The sequence below is a fragment of the Pseudomonas sp. IT-347P genome (assembly GCF_949768005.1).
Lineage (GTDB): Bacteria > Pseudomonadota > Gammaproteobacteria > Pseudomonadales > Pseudomonadaceae > Aquipseudomonas.
Genome location: NZ_CATKPQ010000022.1, coordinates 149,546 through 167,261 on the forward strand (window position 1 = coordinate 149,546; position 17,716 = coordinate 167,261).

Here is a 17,716-nt window from a genome sequence, read left to right on the forward strand (position 1 = left end):
GTTATTTGTTCAAATTGATCAATACAGGGCCGCTGATTGCTCTGCCGCCGCTGTTGTCAACGGCCGCGCCAAGTACCTGCAGATTCCTGTCGAACGTTTCTTTCTCCGAGCTCATTTGACTCAACAGCGATGTGAACACGGTCAGACTGTCAGCATTTTCGAGGGTTTTGGACGCCGGGTGAAAGCCGCTGTCGTCACCCGCCAAAGGGAGTCGCCCGAGCGCAAGATTCAGCAGCGCGGTGACATCCAGGTTTACCCCACCGCCGGCGTCCAGACCCGCATCCTGGGCATAAACCACATCGCCATGCTGGGTTGAACCGTGGAACAGCTCATGGATCAAGTCATCCGCGACGACATCATGATTGAAGCGGGACTCGACGAACCGCCGATTCAAATTGGCGGTGTTGACTTCAATGAACGGCGCATTGGCTTGCTGGAGGTCAGTTTTCCAGACTTTATAGGCATCCAGATCGAAAGCAGCGATATGGTTGGTGTCCTTGAACGGGTCGAGGATACAGTTGCTGAGGGAAACCCCAGCGAAATCCGCCCTGATCAGCCGCAGGTAATCCACAATTTTGTTCGCTGCCGCACCGGGCGTGGTTCCCAGCAGGATTCTGAACAATGCATTGCGTTCCGCGCTGAAATCTTTACGCGTCAACAGGCTGATCGCGTTTTCGATTTTTGTCCGGGCGCGTGGCAGGCTCTGCTCGATGACCATACGGGTGTAGCTGACGGGCAGCGTCTTGAGGCTGCGCGGCAATCGGGCCGGCGCGACAGGCTTGAAGTTATTGAGCCTTGGCCCCCAGGGCTTGCCTACCCGGTCAAGTGCAAACCAATGCGAATTCTTGCGGGCCGCCAATACTGTGAACGTCTCGGCGAGCGAGTCGTTGGGCCGCCACGTACCCTGCCCCGCATACACATCGTCGGCTTTGCGGATCAGTCGCTTGATTTCGCTGGTGCCATGCACGCGGTTCAAATTGGATTTTGCCACCGCCAGCAGCTCCAGTGTTTGCTTGCCGAATCGCAAGCCCCCCTTGTGCACGAGCTTGCCGACGCCATAAAGGGCTGTGTGCACACCGTCTACCGGATTGAAAACAGAAACGGAGGTCACGACAACAAGCTTGGCCACCCTCGCCGCTTTATTCGCCGCCGAGATGGCTTTGGCGGAAATACTCAAGGCCTTGGCGCCGGCTCCGACGAATGCTCCACCCAATGCAATAATGTCCATCATGCAACCGTAAATACCATCGACGACGCGATTGCTGTCCCCACTTGTAAGATCTTCAATGCACTTTTTGAAAGGCACGACCAGATCGACAATGTATGTGGCGATTTTCTTACCCTTGGCGCGCTCGAGTTCCAGCTCCGTGGGCAGGGTTGCCGCTTCCACCAACTCGTGGAATTTAATGATGGAGTGGTGTTCGATGATGAACCCGGCGAGCCGGGAAAGTTGTGGATGGGTGAAATTCTTATAGGTACTTCGCTGGAGTGGAGCCGGGCTGCCCGCAGCCGGAAGCTCACCCAGTTTTTCCGCAATGGCCTTATCGTTTTCAGATCCGCTGTCGGACAGCTCATTGCGTGAATATTTGCTGAAGCTGATATTGAATACGTCCTTCGCAACGGGTGATTCCTGGCCTTTCATGTTTCCGCTGAAATCCAGTCTGGCAGGAGCATCAAACAGACCTTTGCGAAGCAGCTGACTGCCGAGTTCGTCATTCCTGATCAACTCGCCGCGTAAGGTGAACAGTTCGTAAGTAATAAGTCTGCTTCCACTGGAAACACACATCACCAACCCGAAGCGTCCGGTGGCGCCATCTTTGCCTTCTCTGGTTTCATATTCCGTTGAAAATACTATCGGTCCACCGCGACTTTCGTGAGTGTCGATGGCACTGTCGCGAAAAGTAAAGAAGGTGACTTTGCCAACAAGAAATGCCTGCAAATCATCTTGCGGCAGACCGGAAATTGCGTGTTTTACTGTTGCCACCAGTGAGTTGTTCAGATTACTCAGATAAGCGCGCAACTGTCGATGAAACTCTTCGTCATTGGGTCGCAGGCGTCGCAGTCGGGGAAATTCCTGATGAATACTGATGACAGTAGGGTCATATCGGCCGGGCCGCTTATAGTTAGTAACGCCGGCATGCAAACTCGGTGTACTGGAATACACGTTATCCGGGAAGATAGCCGCCCTGTCCCATTCTCCGCCTGCCAGATCACCCGACATGTGCAAGTCAATCATCGACGCGGTTGTGACCGAACTCCACAGCCCCGGGTGCTGATTGAGTATTTTATCGTCAAGAAAATCACACAGCGGCGCAGCATCTTGCACCGCCAGCCTGGCAATCTGGCGTCTGTCAGGCAATTGGCCAAAACGTGGGGAAAAGTTATCGGCGTACGCTTGAAATGCCTCGATCGCACGCTCGGTCGTGGCTTTTTCATTTTGCGTCAGCTGCGCCACCGTGACGATCTCGTTGCACAACGCCCATTCGATCATAGGATCGATGAACGACAGATTGCGCAGTTCAACATGAGCATCGGATAAAGGGTCCAGCGCGGCGTACGCCATGACCTGTTCGTAAGTCAACCTGCATACAGCGCCCTTCTTTGCCGCCTCGACCAGTGCCACCGCGTGGCAAAACGTCATCCAGTCTACGGAACCGATGATCAGCGTCGCCGGAATCGACTTGACCAGAAACTCAGGGGCGATGCCCGCCAGCAATAGATGCGCCGCCACCGAACCCAGATTAAAAGGGCACCACTGTCTGCCACGAAGAAACGCCTCCAGTTGCTCGCGCACCCTGGAGGGATGGCTGCCTAGGTGTGAAGGCGAATAAAGCTCGAAACCGCCAATATTTTTTCGAGGCTGAGGGGTACCGATCAGTGGACAGCTGTCCAGCAACATCGCTGTCACCAGCAACTGAGCGGCGTCCCGTGGCGAGACCTGTTCTCCCGGTTGCGCACCGAACCATTGAAGCGTTTGCAAATATTGCTCAGCCAGACTTTGAGAATAAGAATGGTCGACCACGCCGCGAATCCACTCATCGACGTTGTCTGCCGTCACCGGCACGCGTCCGGTTTTCCTGTCCAGTACCTCCAGCAACTTCGCCCCTGCACCCAGCAGTTTCGCCGTTGCCGCGCGCACTGCGCGACAATGATCAGGAGACAGCGCAACCAACGAAGGGTCATCCGCGTCCAGTTGTTCCCAGTAATTGCTCAGCTCCCCAGCTTGTGGATCAAACTCCAGGTAAGCGATGAGATTTTTGGTTTGCGCCTGGTTCTCCGGAATGCTCAACCCGTGAAATCGCAACCATTGATCGATATTTACGTAATCGGTGTCATAAATATACCCGCCCGCTTCTGCCGCCACCTCCCCGACTATCTGCAGGCGTTTAAACGTATTGGATGCGCGGACGATATTGTCGACATCCACCTGCTGCCATTGAGCAGTAGCCGCTCTGAACACTTCAATGATGCCAGCGGCGTTGACTCTTGCCAGCTCGGTGGAGTTGATCGCGCGATGCCGGCGAAGCTCACTTTCGACTTGAGCGGTATTGATCAACATGTTCCACAAGACTCTACCCGGGTTATAAACGTCATGCAGGGAAGAGCTTTCCTGCACATCGACTGTATAACCCTGCCAACTGTAAACCGTATCCGTGCCCTGTTCTGCAAGTCCATCTTTCAGTTGTTCGAGCACCTCTTCACGCTCTTGCGTATCCAACATTAACTTGTACTGCTGTTGCCGATAAGCATCACTGCAAGATTTGAATAATTTAACAGGAGTAACGGCAGCCATGAAAATCATCTCTTAATTTATAGATACGCCGAATCGGCGATCAAAAGTATTAACTTTCCATCGCCATATCAGCCATCCAATAATTATGAGAATATATTATTGATAAATACTCTCACCACCAGAGCATTAGTCCACCAATCCCCACCCCTCACCCGACAACGAACTTTTATTTTCACTGTCGATTTGAAGTTTCATGCGCAACTTCAAGTTATTGGCCGAATCAGCATTTTTCAATGCTTCGTCTTCACTGATAATGTTTTCCCGAATCAGGAAAAACAATGACTGATCAAATGTCTGCATGCCCATTGCTCCAGACTTTTCCATCATTTCCTTCAGTTCACCAAACTCATTACGACGGATCAGGTCGGCAACGGTCGGTGAGCCCAGCAGTACTTCAACAGCCGCCCGGCGATGCCCGTCGACCGTGCGCACCAGGCGTTGGGAAATCAGCCCCTTGAGATTGTTGCCCAGCGCATGCAGTAACTGCGGCCGACGCTCTTCAGCGAACATATTGATGATCCGGTCCAGCGCCTGATTGGCGTTGTTGGCATGTAACGTCGACAGCACCAGATGTCCGGTCTCGGCAAACGCCAGGGCATGTTCCATGGTCTCGCGATCGCGGATTTCGCCGATCAGCACCACGTCCGGCGCCTGACGCAAGGTATTCTTGAGGGCAGCATGGAAGCTACGGGTGTCGACGCCGACTTCACGCTGATTGATGATCGATCGCTGATGCCGATGGATGTATTCGATCGGATCCTCGATCGTCACGATATGTCCGCTGCTGTGGCGGTTGCGGTGATCGATCAGCGCGGCCAGTGACGTCGACTTACCGGAATCGGTAGCGCCAACGAATAGAACCAGACCTTGCTTGAGCATGACGGTGTCGAGCAGTACCGGCGGCAATTTGAGATCGGCGAAAAGCGGAATGTCGAGTTTGACGTTGCGAATGACGATCGATACGTCATTACGCTGTTTGAAGATATTCACACGAAAACGCCCGATGCCCGTTCGTGAAATCGCCAGGTTCATTTCCAGATCCCGTTCGAACTCCCGTCGTTGCTCGGCGTCCATCAAGGAGGCGGCGATGGCGGCAATTTCACCGCTCTTGAACGGCTGTCCGCTCAATGCCGTGAGCACGCCGTCGATACGCACACTCGGCGGCGCTCCCGTGGAGAGGAACAGGTCCGAACCGTTTTTATTGGACAAAACAGACAACAGCGCATCGATTTCCATGGCAAAAAGCACCCGCGAAGCATTCAATGAACAGACAATGGCCTGCGCCCGGCGCAGCTCAACTGCAACAATGATAGACGTCGCCTCAACGAACCACGCTCAGGATTGATGTAATGAATGCTGTACCGAACACCGACGACGCGCAGGCACTGATCGCCCGGACCGACTGGAGCCGCAGCCCGCTGGGCGCTGCCGGCAACTGGCCGCAGAGCCTGCGTACCGCGGTGGACATCGTGATTCACTCGCCGATGCCGATGCTGTTGCTGTGGGGACCGCAGCTCACGCAGATCTACAACAACGGTTTCGCCTTACTCGCCGGCCACAAGCATCCGCACGCTTTCGGACAACCTGCGCATCAGATATGGCCAGAACTTCGCGACTTTACCGACCCGATATACAGCGCCGTCCTACAGGGCCAGGTACGCACCTACAGCGAAAGACGCTTCACCCTGCAACGCGAAGGTAAAGAGTCCGACTTCTGGCTGGATCTGACCTACAGTCCGATCCGCGATGAAACCGCGAAAGTCGCCGGGATATTGGTCACCGCCATTGAAACCAACGAACGCCGCCGCATCGCTCTGGAGCTACAGCGACGCTCCGAAGAAAGTCTCAAGGCCCAGCGCGAAACCGAGGAGCGCCTGCAACTGGCGCTGGCCGCGACCGATGCTGTCGGCACCTGGGACTGGAACATCGGTGAAGACCGGTTTATCGCCGATGCGCATTTCGCCCAATTGCACGGCGTCGATCCCGGCCTCGCCGGCCAGTTGCCAATCAGCGATTACTTGCAGGGCGTGCACCCGGAAGACCGCGCGATGGTTGCGCGCAGCATCAAACACTGCATCACCCACGGCACCGAATACGCCGAGGAATATCGTTTGCAGCAAGGCGACGGCGAGGTGCGCTGGGTATTCGCTCGCGGGCGCTGCTACAAGGATCATCATGGCCGCCCCATGCGTTTCCTCGGTGCAGCGCTGGACCTCACCGAGCGTAAACACACCGAACAGGCGTTGCGCCAGAGCCAGACCGAACTGCAACTGATCATCAACGCGATGCCGATCCTGATCAGTTATGTCGACCGTGAAGAGCGCTTTCGCCTGAACAACGCGGCCTACCTGGACTGGTACGGGCTGACGCCGCAGGAACTCTATGGGCGCACGATTCGTGAAGTCATCGGAGAGGAAGCCTATTTCCTGCGCCTGCCTTACATTGCCGAAGCGCTGGCCGGCAGACCCTGTTCATTCAGCCTGTACACCCCGCATCGCGATGGCAGCAATCGCCACGCCCTGATGAATTACCTGCCCCGTTACGGCGCGGACGGCGCGGTGAACGGTTTCTATATCTTTGTGATCGATGAGACTGAGCGCAAGAAAACCGAAGAGGCCTTGCGCAATCTCAACGAAACCCTGGAAGACCGGGTCAGCGCCCGCACCGAACAATTGGCCCAGGCCAACCAGCGTTTGCAGAACGAGATGTTTGAACGCGAGCGCGCCGAAGATGCGCTGCGTCACGCGCAAAAGATGGAGGCTGTCGGCCAGCTTACCGGCGGTATTGCCCACGACTTCAACAACATGCTCACCGGGATCATCGGCAGTCTCGATTTGATGCAGCGTTACATCGCCAATGGCCGGGCCGACGAGATTGGTCGTTTTACCGAAGCCGCCGTGTCATCGGCCAATCGTGCCGCGGCGTTGACTCATCGCTTGCTGGCGTTTTCGCGGCGCCAATCGCTGGATCGTAAAACCCTCGATGCCAATGAACTGGTGCATTCGCTGGAAGATCTGATCCGCCGTACCAAGGGCGATCCGATCGAGCTGACGCTGCGCCTGGCCGACAATGTGTGGCCGGTCAGCACTGATGTCAGCCAATTGGAAAACGCCCTGCTCAATCTGGTCATCAATGCCCGCGATGCGATGCCCGACGGCGGTGAGTTGCTGATCGAGACCGCCAACGTCTATCTCGACGGCAGCGACATCACCACGCTTGAACCGGTCCAGGCCGGCGATTACGTGATGCTGGCGGTCAGCGACAACGGCACCGGCATGACGCCCTCGGTGCGCTCCAAAGCCTTCGATCCGTTCTTCACCACCAAGCCCATAGGCCAGGGCACCGGGCTGGGACTGTCGATGATTTATGGGTTTGCCCAGCAGTCGGGTGGCCATGTCAGCCTCGACAGCCTGCCAGGCCAGGGTACCTGTGTGCGTTTGTACTTGCCGCGCTTGTACGGCGTCGAGCCGGAACCACCGGTGATTGCGCCCCTTGAACACTCGCCGGCGCCGGCGACGGGGGAAGCGGTATTGGTGGTCGAAGACGATCCCGCGGTACGCATGCTGGTGCTCGACCTGCTCCGGGAGTCGGGCTATCAAGCTTACGAAGCGGTCGATGCCAAGACTGCCCTGCCCCTGCTGGAGTCCGCGCTACGGCTGGACCTGCTGGTCACCGACGTCGGCCTGCCCGGCATGAATGGCCGGCAACTGGCCGAAATCGCCCGTCAGCATCGGCCCAGCCTCAAGGTGCTGTTCATGACCGGTTACGCGCAAAAAGCCGCCGAGCGTCAGGGTTTTCTCGAGGACGGCATGGACATGGTCGCCAAGCCCTTTGCCATTGAGTTGCTGGCCAGCAAGATCCGCACGATGATCAGCCAAACCCTGTGACTTGAGGCATAATCCGCGCCCCGCCGTCACCCCGTTATCAGGTACCGCACGATGAAAGCCCAAGCCCGCCATATTCTGGTGAAAACCGCCGAAGAGGCCGAACAGCTCAAACAACGCATCGCCAAGGGTGAAGCCTTTGATGTGCTGGCGAAGAAATTTTCCACCTGCCCGTCCGGCAAGCGCGGCGGTGATCTGGGTGAAGTGCGGCCGGGGCAGATGGTCGGGGCGATTGATGCGGTGATTTTCAAGAAGCCGTTGCGTACCGTGCATGGGCCGATCAAGAGCAAGTTCGGCTATCACCTGGTGCAGGTTTTCTACCGCGATTGACGTCTGGCTTCAGGGCCTCTTCGCGAGCAAGCTCGCTCCCACATTTGGGATGCATTCCACTGGGAACGAGCTTGCTCGCGAACCGATTGCGCAGCTAGCGGCGATACAAAACCTATTTCGGAATCAATGCCCCCGGTACTTGAATCACCTTGCTGGCCAGCAGGTGCCCCGCCTCGGCAGACTCCGCCGGACTGCCGCCGAGCAATCGACTAGCCAGATACGCCGCACTGAACGAATCCCCCGCCGCCGTGGTGTCCACCACCTTCTCGACTTTCTGCGCCGGCACTTCGAATGCCTCGCCATCACAGCGAATCAGACACGCCTCGGCGCCTCGCTTGAGCACCACTTCCGGCGTGCCGAACTGCGCATAGGCGGCAAACACCGCGTCGCAATCGGCGAAACCGAACAGCGCCTGTTCGTCATCCACCGTCAGCAGTGCCAGATCAACGTAGGGCAACACGCTGCGATACGCCGCACGCGCGTCTTCTAAGGAGGCCCACAGGCGTGGCCGGTAGTTATTGTCGAAGACGATGCGCGCATCACGCTGGCGCGCTTCGATCAGCGTCTGGATCAGCTTTTCCCGCCCCGGCGCACCGAGCACGGCGAGGGTGATGCCGCTGAAATACAGCACATCGTAATCCGGCAACGCCGCCAGAATCGGCGCGGCGGCCGGCGTGGTGAAACAATCGCGAACCGCCGCTTCGTTGCGCCAGTAAAGGAAACGCCGCTCACCGCTGGCATCGGTCTGGATGCAATACAGGCCCGGCAAACGTCCCGGCAGGCGCTGCACCAGATCGAGGCCGATGCCTTCGCTGGTCCAGATCCGGCACATGGCGTCGCTGAAGCTGTCATCGCCCAGTGCAGTGACGTAATCGACCTGGGCCTTGGCGCCCATGGCACGGGACAGATACACCGCGGTGTTCAGGGTGTCGCCGCCGAAGCTTTGTTGCAGGCTGCCGTCGGCGCGTTGCTGCAGTTCGATCATGCACTCGCCGATCAGGGCGATGCGCGGGGTGTTCGGGCCCAGGGGGCTTAGGGTGTTCATCTTGTGATGTCTCTGGTTGATCGATGGTGTCTGGACTGGCGCCTTCGCGAGCAAGCTCGCTCCCACAAGGATTGATGTCGTACACAGATCTTGTAATCAACACTGAAACCTGTGGGAGCGAGCTTGCTCGCGAATGGCCGCGACTCGGTCTCAAGCTTTAGAAACAGGTCTCCATGCTCTCGATCACCGCCAGTTCTTCATCCACCAACAACCCCACACGCCACTTGTCAAACGTCAGGCACGGGTGCGATGTACCAAAGGAAATGATGTCGCCCACGCGCAACTCAACGCCCGGCGCCACGCTCATGAACGCATGCTGATCCATCACCGCCGTGACCTTGCACGCACCGACATCCTCGCCCACCGCCGGCACCACACCGGCCTTGTAGCGCAGCAGCGGCACCGGCAAACCGGCATCGAACGCAACATCACGTTTGCCCAGTGCGATCACCGCAAAACCCGGCTCCGGCAGCGACTGGACGTGCGCCCAGACTTCCAGCGCCGGACGCAGGCCTTCGTGCAGATCGCTGCGACGATCGAGCACGCAGCACTGCGCTTCCTTGTAGATGCCATGGTCATGCGCCACGTAACTGCCTGGACGCAACACGCTGAGGAAGCGCCCAGCGGCGTTCTGCGCTTCGAACGACTCGGCAATCAGGTCGTACCACGCCGAACCCGAGGCGGTGATGATCGGCTTGGCGATGGCGAACGCACCGCAGTCCTGCAATTGCACCGCCAGACGCACCAGCGATGCAGCGAATTCACGAATCCCGCTGACCGCGTGATCGCCGTGAATCACTCCTTCGTAACCTTCGATGCCGGTCAGGGCCAGCGCCGGTTGCGCACTGATCGCCTTGGCCAGCTCAATGACTTCCTGCTCACTGCGGCAGCCGCAACGACCGCCGACCACACCGTACTCGATCATCACGTTGAGCTTCACCCCGCGCGAGGCGAAGTAGGCACCGAGGTCGGCGACGTTATCCGGGTGATCGACCATGCAATAGAAATCGAACGCCGGATCGGCGAGCAGATCGGCAATCAGCGCCATGTTCGGCGTGCCAACCAATTGGTTGGCCATCAGCACGCGGCGTACGCCATGGGCGTAAGCGGCACGGGTCTGGGTCGCGCTGGCGAGGGTGATGCCCCACGCGCCGGCGTCGAGCTGACGTTTGAACAGTGCCGGGGTCATGCTGGTTTTGCCGTGGGGCGCCAGTTCCGCGCCGCTGTCGCTGATGAACTTCTGCATCCAGCGGATGTTGTGCTCCAGGGCTTCGCGATGCAGCACCAGCGCCGGCAGGCTGACGTCGCGTACCAGGTGCGCACCGATGGCAGCGTCGCCCTTTTCTCCAGCAGTATTGATGGCAGTGGTCATGGTCGAACTCCTCACTTTCGCGGCCGCACGCAGCCGCGGTTATTCGTTGATTCGCCGGGCTAGGCTGTTGGCGCTCTCGATCAGCACCCGGCGATAGTCGTTGTAATTGTTCTTCGCATCGGCCCGAGGGGCGACGATGCACAAGGTGCAAATCGCCACGCCTTGCGGGTCTTTGACCGGCGCGGCGAAGCAGTGGGTAAAGGTGTCGGCGACGCTGTCGAAGGAGAAGAACCCGTCGATACCCGCTTGGCGGATTTCCGTGAGGAAGCGTTCCAGCGGCAGACGTTCGCCATCGGGCAGGATGTAGTCGTCTTCGTCGATCAGGTCGATGATCTGTTGATCGCTCAAATGCGCGAGCAGCAGGCGCCCGGAAGCGGTCCACGGGATCGGCGCGTTTTCGCCGATGTCGGAGGAAATACGAAAATGCCGCTCGCCCTCCTTCATCAGTGCCACCGTGTATTTACGCCCGTTGAGCAGGCACATCTGCGCGGTTTCGCGGGTCTGGCTGACGATCTCCTGCAAGGCGTGATCGGCCTCGCGGCTGAGGTCGAAGTGACGCAAATGCGCCTGACCGAGGAAATACAACTGCCGGCCCAGATAGACATGACCGTCCTTGCCCACCGGTTCCAGAATCCGTCGTTCGAGTAACGAGGCGACCAGTTCGTAGACGGTGGATTTCGGGCTGCCGATGCCATTGGCAATGTCGTTCGGGCGCAGCGGCTGGCCGATCTCCTTGAGGAAATCGAGAATATCGAACGCCCGGTCCAGACCGCGAGCCCGGCGCTTGATGGTGTCTTCGGTCATTTCAGTGGTTCCCATTCAAAGTCGCCGGATGGTAACTGGCCCTTGGGGTTGTGTCAGTTGGATTGCGGCCCTCACCCCCCGCCCTCTCCCGGAGGGAGAGGGAGCCTGACTGTATCGATGCACATGTTGTGGTCATTTGCCAAAACCTGCATCGATCGAGATCAGTCCCCTCTCCCAGAGAGATAGAGCCTGACTGTATCGATGCACATGTTGTGATCAGCCGCCAAAATCTGCATCGACAGAGATCAGTCCCCTCTCCCAGAGAGATAGAGCCTGACCGTATCGATGCACATGTTGTGGTCATTTGCCAAAATCTGCATCGACAGAGATCAGTCCCCTCTCCCAGAGAGATAGAGCCTGACTGTATCGATGCACATGTTGTGATCAGCCGCCAAAACCTGCATCGATAGAGATCAGTCCCCTCTCCCCCGGGAGAGGGTTAGGGTGAGGGGAAGCCTTCACTCAGACCTTCTTCTTGTACGCGATGCAGTCAATCTCGACCTTGCAGTCGACCATCATGCTCGCCTGCACACAGGCCCGCGCCGGTGCGTGTTCGGGCTTGAAGTACTCGCCGAAGACCTTGTTGAAACTGCTGAAATCCCGCGGATCATCCAGCCATACCCCGGCCCGCACCACATCTTCCAGGCCATAACCGGCTTCTTCGAGAATCGCGATCAGATTCTTCATGGTCTGGTGAGTCTGCTCGACGATGCCGCCGACAATGATCTCGCCATCCACCGCCGGCACCTGGCCGGACACATGCAGCCAGCCATCCGCTTCAACGGCGCGAGCGAATGGACGTGGCTGGCCGCCAGCGGCGGTGCTGCCGGTGCCGTAACGCGTAATGCTCATGGGTGTTTCTCCTGATTTGAAAACATAAGATTAAAACCGCGTGCTTTTCAGAAACTCAGCCAGACGCGGCGATTGCGGGCGTTCGAACAGTTCCTTGGGAGGCCCCTGCTCTTCGATCCGCCCCTGATTCATGAAAACGATCTTGTCCGAGACTTCGAAGGCAAAACGCATCTCGTGGGTCACCAGCAGCATGGTCATGCCGTCTTCGGCCAGGCCCTTGATCACGCTGAGCACTTCGCCAACCAGTTCCGGGTCGAGCGCCGAAGTGACCTCGTCGAAGAGCATCAGACTCGGGTTCATCGCAATGGCCCGGGCAATTGCTACGCGCTGTTGCTGACCGCCGGACAACTGACCGGGAAAGTGATTGCGCCGCTCCAGCAGACCGACGCGCTCCAACCATTTCTCGGCGAGCGCCACGGCTTCGTCCTTGTGCATTTTCTTCACCTTGAGCAAGCCCAGGGTGACGTTCTGCAACGCGGTCAGGTGCGGGAACAGGTTGAATTGCTGGAACGCCATGCCGGTCATCGCACGATGACGAGCAATGACCTTTTCCCCGTGGCGCACGCGCTTGCCGTTGACTTCGTCATAACCGATGGATTCACCGTCGAGCAGGATCTGCCCGCCCTGGAACTCTTCGAGCATGTTCACGCAACGCAGCAGCGTGGTCTTGCCCGAGCCACTGGAGCCGATCAGCGTCACCACGTTGCCGCGCTGCATACTCAGATCGACGCCCCTGAGCACCTCGACCGCGCCGTATTGTTTGTGCAGGCCACGGATGTCCAGCAACGCCTGAGGCTGTGAGGAAACTTGAACTTGAGTCATGGCAGGGCCACCCGCTTTTCAATGTGCCGGCCGAGTAATTCGATGCCGTAGTTGATGACGAAGAACAGAAAACCGGCGAACAGGTAAAATTCCAGGGTCATGAAGTTTCGCGCGATGATCTGTTGCGTGCTGAGCAGCAACTCGGCAACGCCGATCACCGAGAGCAAGGTCGACGCCTTGACGATTTCGGTGGACGAGTTGACCCAGGTCGGCAGGATCTGCCGCAACGCCTGAGGCAACAAAACGTAGCCAAGGGATTGATAAAACGTCAGACCGATGGCCTTGCTCGCTTCCATTTGTCCCCGGGGCAGTGCTTGCAGCGCGCCGCGAACGATCTCGGCAACGTGGGAACCGCAAAACAGCGTCAGTCCCAATGCCCCGGCCTGAAATGCGCTGATCTGCCAGCCGAGCGCCGGCGCCATATAGAAGCAGGCCAGCACCAGCACGAACACCGGCGTACCGCGAATCAAGTCGACGTAAAAACGAAACGGTGCGCGCATCCAGAACTTGCCATAGGTCAGCACCAGCCCGGCAACAACGCCGACTATCGTGCCAAGCAAAATCGCCAGCGCCGACACTTGCACACTGGTCAGGAACCCCTGCCACAGCGGCTCACGCGCAATCCACAACTCATGTAACCAACTGGGAGATTCGTACATTGCGGCCTCCTATCGGCGGATCGCCAGACGCTGCTCGAGGTATCGCAGCAGCATGGCAATGAGGTAACAGGCCGCGACATACAACGCCGTGGTCACCAGCCAGGTTTCGATTACCCGGTAGCTCTCGACATTGATCTTGCGCGCGTAATAGGTCAGCTCCGGCACCGCAATCGCGGCGGCCAGCGAGGTGTCCTTGAACAGCGAAATGAAGTTGTTCGACAGCGCCGGCAAGACATTGCGCAGCATCACCGGCACCGTGACGTAAGCCTTGACCTGCCATTCACCGAGACCGATCGCCAGCCCGGCTTCGCGCTGCCCTTTGGGGATGCTCAGCAAACCGCCACGGAACACTTCGGTCAGGTACGCCCCGGCATACAGTGACAGGGTGATGATGAACGAGGGAATCTTGTCCAGCCGAATGCCGAGACTCGGCAACGCAAAGTAGATCAATAGAATCAACACCAGAATCGGCGTGTTACGCACCACCGTGACGTATACCGAGGCCAGCACCCGCAAAGAGCGATGCTTTGAAAGCAAGGCAAACGCCATCAGCAGGCCGATCACGCAGCCGATCGCGATCGACACCAGCGCCAGTTCGAGGCCCAGACCGAGCCCGGCCAGCAAGGTGTCGAAATCGCGCCACACGGCGGCAAAGTTCAACTGATAGTTCATGGTCAGCAGTACCTTGAGCGAGGCGAAGTGAATCGCCCCGCTCTCACGGGATCATTTGAATTCGACTGGGAAACCGATCGCTGGCGACGGCAGATCTACACCGAACCATTGCTTGAACGAGGCCGCGTAGGTCGGGAATTCAACGCCGGTCATGGCTTCATGCAGTGCGGTGTTGACGAAGTTCAGCCAATCCTGATCGCCGCGTTTCACCGCACACGCGTAGGTTTGCGGGCTCCACGCATAGCTTGGGCTGCGGTAGCGGCCAGGGTTCTGCACCATCAGGTATTTGACCGAGGACTGGTCGGTGGCGGCGGCATCGGCGCGACCGGAGTTCACTGCCTGATACATCAGATCGACGCTGTCGTACTGGTCGACCTTGGCTTTGGGCAGGGCCTGATGCACCAGCTCTTCGGCGTAGACGTTTTGCAGCACGGCGACGGTAACGCTGTCGCCGGCGGCTTGCAGGTCTTCGATTTCCTTGTACTTGCTGTTGTTCGGCAGCAGCAGGCCGACGCCTTCGCGGTAATACGGCAACGTGAACGCCACCTGCTGCGCGCGGCTGGCGGTGACAGTGATGAACTGGCAGCTCATGTCGACCTTGTCGGTGAGCAGATTGGGAATCCGCGCATCCGACGACTGCACGACGAACTCGACTTTGCTCGGATCGTTGAATAGACCTTTGGCCACCATCCTGGCGATGTCGATATCAAAACCCTGCAGCTTGCCATCCGCACCCTGAAAGTGCCACGGCGCATTGGTGCTGCCGGTGCCCACGATCAACTTGCCACGGGCCAGAACACTGTCGAGTTTGCTGTCGGCTGCCTGGGCCATGCCCATGACAGCGGACGAAGCCGCAAGAACAAAAACACACGCTTTGAACAACGAAGGACGGCGATGCATGGCAAGCACTCCAGAATGGTGTTTATTCCGCTATACCGGAACACGGTTTGTTACTACGGAATAGACAGCAGAAAGTGTGCCACAGCCTTGGATGAGAATCTGCTGTGCAATGAAACATTATCGAAATCAAAGAGATGCAGAGACGGACAGTAATGCCGTTACCAAACGCACGGTGAAGACTCGCTACCGTTGGCCACACACGTCGGGTACTCGCGCCACATTTCAGGGCGCTTGGCACAAAACCAGGCGAGTTACACCTGTCAACTCTGACAGTAGGCGTACCGACCGCGCTGGATTACCGTTTGCGAAACAGCGTTATCCGAAACGGAGATCGTCATGAGCGCGAATATCCCTCTCTCCACGTTGCCCCCCACCTATCGCAAAGCCCTGAAAACCTGGCGCCCGGTGATTCTGTATTTCGCCAACGACCACTGCCCCGCCTGCGAGTGGGCCGGTCCGATTTTTCGCCAGACCGCCGAGCCGTACCGGCACCGCGCCAATATCTACATGCTCAATACCAGCGAATCTCCGCGCCACCCGCTGGTGACCGGAACCCCAACGGTGTTGTTTTACAAAAGCGGCAGACTGGTGAAAAAACTCAAGGGCATCGGCACCGAAACAACCCTCGCACGGGATTTCGCCGAACACATCGGCAAGACCAAGGCGCCCCCCGCGCCCCGAAAGCGAACGCATGATCTGTCTTGGCTGCGTCGAACATTTCGTACTCTGCGCACTGTTCCTCGGGCACGCCTGCGGAGTCTGTGTTGAACATGCGGACTGAAAAACTACACTTTTCATCAGTGAATAGTGCGGTGCCTGAACCCAATGCATTCGCGAGCAGGCTCGCTCCCACATTTGCAACGCGTTCCAATGTGGGAGTGAGCTTGCTCGCGAAGAGGCCGGCACAGTTAGTAGAGAACTCAAGGATTACGCAGGCGCGCGCTCCAAAAGAACCCGCGTCACCCGCCGCTCTTCCACGGCTTTGACCGTCATCTGCCAGCCATCAAGTTCCAGACGATCACCGATGACCGGCAAGCGGTCCAGCAGGCTCATCACCAACCCGGCCATGGTCTGATAGTCCTCGGTCGGCTGCGCACCAAACCCGGTGCGTTGGCGTACACGCGCCAGGTTCAACGCGCCGCTGACGATAAACCCGCCCTGCTCCTCGATCACGTCCGGGCCTTCGATTTCGCTGGCATCCGGCAACTCGCCGGCGATCGATTCGAGGATGTCCGTCATGGTCAGCACACCGACGAAATCACCGAATTCATTGACCACGAAGGCAATGTGAGTCGAGGCGGCGCGCATTTGCTCCAGCGCGTTGAGGATCGAATAGCTGTCGAGCAGGTTGATGGTCTTGCGCGCCAGATGCTCCAGGTTCGGCTCAGTGCCGGCCAGGTACTCCTTGAGCAGTTCTTTCTTGTGCACGAAGCCCAAAGGCTCATCCACCACGCCGTTGCGAATCAACGGCAGACGCGAGTAGGACGAATGCATCAAGCGGGTCCGAATCGCCTCGCGATCATCCGCCAGATCAATAGTGTCGACATCGGCACGCACGGTCATCAGTCCACGAATCGGGCGTTCGGCCAGTTGCAGCACACCGCTGATCATCACCCGTTCACGACGATCGAACAGTTCGGCACTTGGCGCGTCACCGTCGTCGAGCAGGTCCGAAATGTCCTCGCCGACCTCTTCCACCGCCAGTTTGCGTCCGCCCAGCAAGCGCATGACCGCGTGTGCCGTTCGCTCGCGCATTGGCCGTAAACCCTGCATCGAGCGCTTGCGCCGAGCCCGGGCGATCTGATTGAACACCTCGATCAGAATCGAGAAACCGATGGCAGCGTACAGATAACCTTTCGGAATGTGGAAGCCCAGACCTTCGGCCGTCAGGGCAAAACCGATCATCATCAGGAAGCCCAGACACAGCATGATCACCGTCGGGTGCGCGTTGACGAAGCGCGTCAGCGGCTTGCTGGCAACAATCATCAAGCCGATCGAGATGATCACCGCGATCATCATCACCGCCAATTCATCGACCATGCCCACGGCCGTGATCACCGCATCGAGCGAGAACACCGCGTCGAGCACCACAATCTGCGCGACGATCGGCCAGAACAAGGCATAAGCGGCGTTGGTCGTGCGCTCACCGACATGCCCTTCAAGACGCTCGTGCAACTCCATGGTGGCCTTGAACAACAGAAACACACCACCGAACAGCATGATCAGATCGCGCCCGGAGAAGCTTTTGCCGAACACCTCGAACAACGGTTGAGTCAGTGTCACCAGCCAGGAAATACTCGCCAACAGGCCAAGGCGCATGATCAGCGCCAGCGACAGGCCGATAATCCGCGCACGGTCACGCTGATGCGGTGGCAACTTGTCCGCCAGGATGGCGATGAACACCAGGTTGTCGATACCCAGCACCAGTTCCAGCACGATCAATGTCAACAAGCCCAACCAGGCTGTGGGATCCGCTAACCATTCCATAAAACGTCTCTATCTCTCTCGATAAATTCAGGCTGCCGGACACGGCAAGGTGCAACGCGAAGGCTCTGGAGCCGCGTTGGCAACGATAGTCGGATG

Annotated in this window: 14 protein-coding genes; 3 read left to right on the forward strand and 11 right to left on the reverse strand. The window is 58.1% G+C overall.

Going from position 1 to position 17,716, the window contains the following annotated elements:
* Position 1: 1 nt before the first annotated feature.
* Positions 2 to 3,793 (reverse strand): hypothetical protein, encoded by a 3,792-nt coding sequence (locus ACM6IV_RS09505; protein ID WP_414869734.1) that lies wholly within the window; start codon positions 3,791 to 3,793, stop codon positions 2 to 4.
* 126 nt (positions 3,794 to 3,919) lie between these two features.
* Entirely contained in the window at positions 3,920 to 5,029 is a 1,110-nt protein-coding gene (locus ACM6IV_RS09510; RefSeq protein ID WP_414869735.1) for a PilT/PilU family type 4a pilus ATPase, read from the reverse strand.
* Between the two features lie 113 nt (positions 5,030 to 5,142).
* Between ACM6IV_RS09510 and ACM6IV_RS09515 the strand changes: the two genes are divergently transcribed.
* Together ACM6IV_RS09515 and ACM6IV_RS09520 are read left to right on the forward strand one after the other, a co-directional pair.
* Positions 5,143 to 7,680, forward strand: coding sequence for a PAS domain S-box protein (locus tag ACM6IV_RS09515; protein ID WP_414869736.1), 2,538 nt, complete (start codon positions 5,143 to 5,145; stop codon positions 7,678 to 7,680).
* 51 nt (positions 7,681 to 7,731) lie between these two features.
* Positions 7,732 to 8,007: a peptidylprolyl isomerase gene (locus ACM6IV_RS09520; RefSeq protein ID WP_007912322.1), complete on the forward strand. Its 276-nt coding sequence runs from the start codon at positions 7,732 to 7,734 to the stop codon at positions 8,005 to 8,007.
* A 112-nt stretch (positions 8,008 to 8,119) separates the two neighbouring features.
* Here ACM6IV_RS09520 and ACM6IV_RS09525 read toward each other — a convergent pair whose 3' ends face one another.
* The 8 genes from ACM6IV_RS09525 to ACM6IV_RS09560 all read right to left on the reverse strand — a co-directional run bounded on the left by ACM6IV_RS09525 (position 8,120) and on the right by ACM6IV_RS09560 (position 15,133).
* Positions 8,120 to 9,052: a sugar kinase gene (locus ACM6IV_RS09525; protein ID WP_414869737.1), complete on the reverse strand. Its 933-nt coding sequence runs from the start codon at positions 9,050 to 9,052 to the stop codon at positions 8,120 to 8,122.
* A 157-nt stretch (positions 9,053 to 9,209) separates the two neighbouring features.
* The gene (locus tag ACM6IV_RS09530; RefSeq protein ID WP_414869738.1) at positions 9,210 to 10,424 is read right to left on the reverse strand and encodes an amino acid deaminase; all 1,215 of its coding nucleotides are present in this window, start codon (positions 10,422 to 10,424) and stop codon (positions 9,210 to 9,212) included.
* Positions 10,425 to 10,463: 39 nt separating this feature from the next.
* Positions 10,464 to 11,228 carry an IclR family transcriptional regulator gene (locus tag ACM6IV_RS09535; protein WP_414870247.1) on the reverse strand — a complete coding sequence of 255 codons (765 nt, stop codon included), beginning with the start codon at positions 11,226 to 11,228 and terminating at the stop codon, positions 10,464 to 10,466.
* Between the two features lie 462 nt (positions 11,229 to 11,690).
* Complete coding sequence (locus tag ACM6IV_RS09540) at positions 11,691 to 12,080, reverse strand: RidA family protein (protein ID WP_016984340.1); 390 nt, start codon at positions 12,078 to 12,080, stop codon at positions 11,691 to 11,693.
* Positions 12,081 to 12,110: 30 nt separating this feature from the next.
* On the reverse strand, positions 12,111 to 12,902 hold the full coding sequence (locus ACM6IV_RS09545) for an amino acid ABC transporter ATP-binding protein (RefSeq protein ID WP_414869739.1): 792 nt from the start codon (positions 12,900 to 12,902) through the stop codon (positions 12,111 to 12,113).
* Complete coding sequence (locus ACM6IV_RS09550; RefSeq protein ID WP_414869740.1) at positions 12,899 to 13,561, reverse strand: amino acid ABC transporter permease; 663 nt, start codon at positions 13,559 to 13,561, stop codon at positions 12,899 to 12,901. The genes ACM6IV_RS09545 and ACM6IV_RS09550 overlap by 4 nt, the downstream gene beginning before the upstream one ends.
* Before the next feature lie 9 nt (positions 13,562 to 13,570).
* Positions 13,571 to 14,233, reverse strand: coding sequence for an amino acid ABC transporter permease (locus ACM6IV_RS09555; RefSeq protein ID WP_414869741.1), 663 nt, complete (start codon positions 14,231 to 14,233; stop codon positions 13,571 to 13,573).
* A gap of 51 nt (positions 14,234 to 14,284) precedes the next feature.
* Positions 14,285 to 15,133 (reverse strand): transporter substrate-binding domain-containing protein, encoded by an 849-nt coding sequence (locus tag ACM6IV_RS09560; RefSeq protein ID WP_123449107.1) that lies wholly within the window; start codon positions 15,131 to 15,133, stop codon positions 14,285 to 14,287.
* A 336-nt stretch (positions 15,134 to 15,469) separates the two neighbouring features.
* Between ACM6IV_RS09560 and ACM6IV_RS09565 the strand changes: the two genes are divergently transcribed.
* Positions 15,470 to 15,901 carry a thioredoxin family protein gene (locus ACM6IV_RS09565; RefSeq protein WP_414869742.1) on the forward strand — a complete coding sequence of 144 codons (432 nt, stop codon included), beginning with the start codon at positions 15,470 to 15,472 and terminating at the stop codon, positions 15,899 to 15,901.
* A gap of 159 nt (positions 15,902 to 16,060) precedes the next feature.
* Here ACM6IV_RS09565 and ACM6IV_RS09570 read toward each other — a convergent pair whose 3' ends face one another.
* The gene (locus ACM6IV_RS09570) at positions 16,061 to 17,620 is read right to left on the reverse strand and encodes a TerC family protein (RefSeq protein ID WP_414869743.1); all 1,560 of its coding nucleotides are present in this window, start codon (positions 17,618 to 17,620) and stop codon (positions 16,061 to 16,063) included.
* Between the last annotated feature and the right edge of the window lie 96 nt (positions 17,621 to 17,716).

Bases quoted from the DNA above. Each gene is read 5' to 3' on its own strand.
- ACM6IV_RS09560 (WP_123449107.1), bottom strand. From the start codon at position 15,133: ATGCATCGCCGTCCTTCGTTGTTCAAAGCGTGTGTTTTTGTTCTTGCG.
- ACM6IV_RS09570 (WP_414869743.1), bottom strand. From the start codon at position 17,620: ATGGAATGGTTAGCGGATCCCACAGCCTGGTTGGGCTTGTTGACATTG.
- ACM6IV_RS09530 (WP_414869738.1), bottom strand. From the start codon at position 10,424: ATGACCACTGCCATCAATACTGCTGGAGAAAAGGGCGACGCTGCCATC.
- ACM6IV_RS09535 (WP_414870247.1), bottom strand. From the start codon at position 11,228: ATGACCGAAGACACCATCAAGCGCCGGGCTCGCGGTCTGGACCGGGCG.
- ACM6IV_RS09510 (WP_414869735.1), bottom strand. From the start codon at position 5,029: ATGGAAATCGATGCGCTGTTGTCTGTTTTGTCCAATAAAAACGGTTCG.
- ACM6IV_RS09565 (WP_414869742.1), top strand. From the start codon at position 15,470: ATGAGCGCGAATATCCCTCTCTCCACGTTGCCCCCCACCTATCGCAAA.
- ACM6IV_RS09550 (WP_414869740.1), bottom strand. From the start codon at position 13,561: ATGTACGAATCTCCCAGTTGGTTACATGAGTTGTGGATTGCGCGTGAG.
- ACM6IV_RS09515 (WP_414869736.1), top strand. From the start codon at position 5,143: ATGAATGCTGTACCGAACACCGACGACGCGCAGGCACTGATCGCCCGG.
- ACM6IV_RS09520 (WP_007912322.1), top strand. From the start codon at position 7,732: ATGAAAGCCCAAGCCCGCCATATTCTGGTGAAAACCGCCGAAGAGGCC.
- ACM6IV_RS09540 (WP_016984340.1), bottom strand. From the start codon at position 12,080: ATGAGCATTACGCGTTACGGCACCGGCAGCACCGCCGCTGGCGGCCAG.
- ACM6IV_RS09505 (WP_414869734.1), bottom strand. From the start codon at position 3,793: ATGGCTGCCGTTACTCCTGTTAAATTATTCAAATCTTGCAGTGATGCT.
- ACM6IV_RS09545 (WP_414869739.1), bottom strand. From the start codon at position 12,902: ATGACTCAAGTTCAAGTTTCCTCACAGCCTCAGGCGTTGCTGGACATC.
- ACM6IV_RS09525 (WP_414869737.1), bottom strand. From the start codon at position 9,052: ATGAACACCCTAAGCCCCCTGGGCCCGAACACCCCGCGCATCGCCCTG.
- ACM6IV_RS09555 (WP_414869741.1), bottom strand. From the start codon at position 14,233: ATGAACTATCAGTTGAACTTTGCCGCCGTGTGGCGCGATTTCGACACC.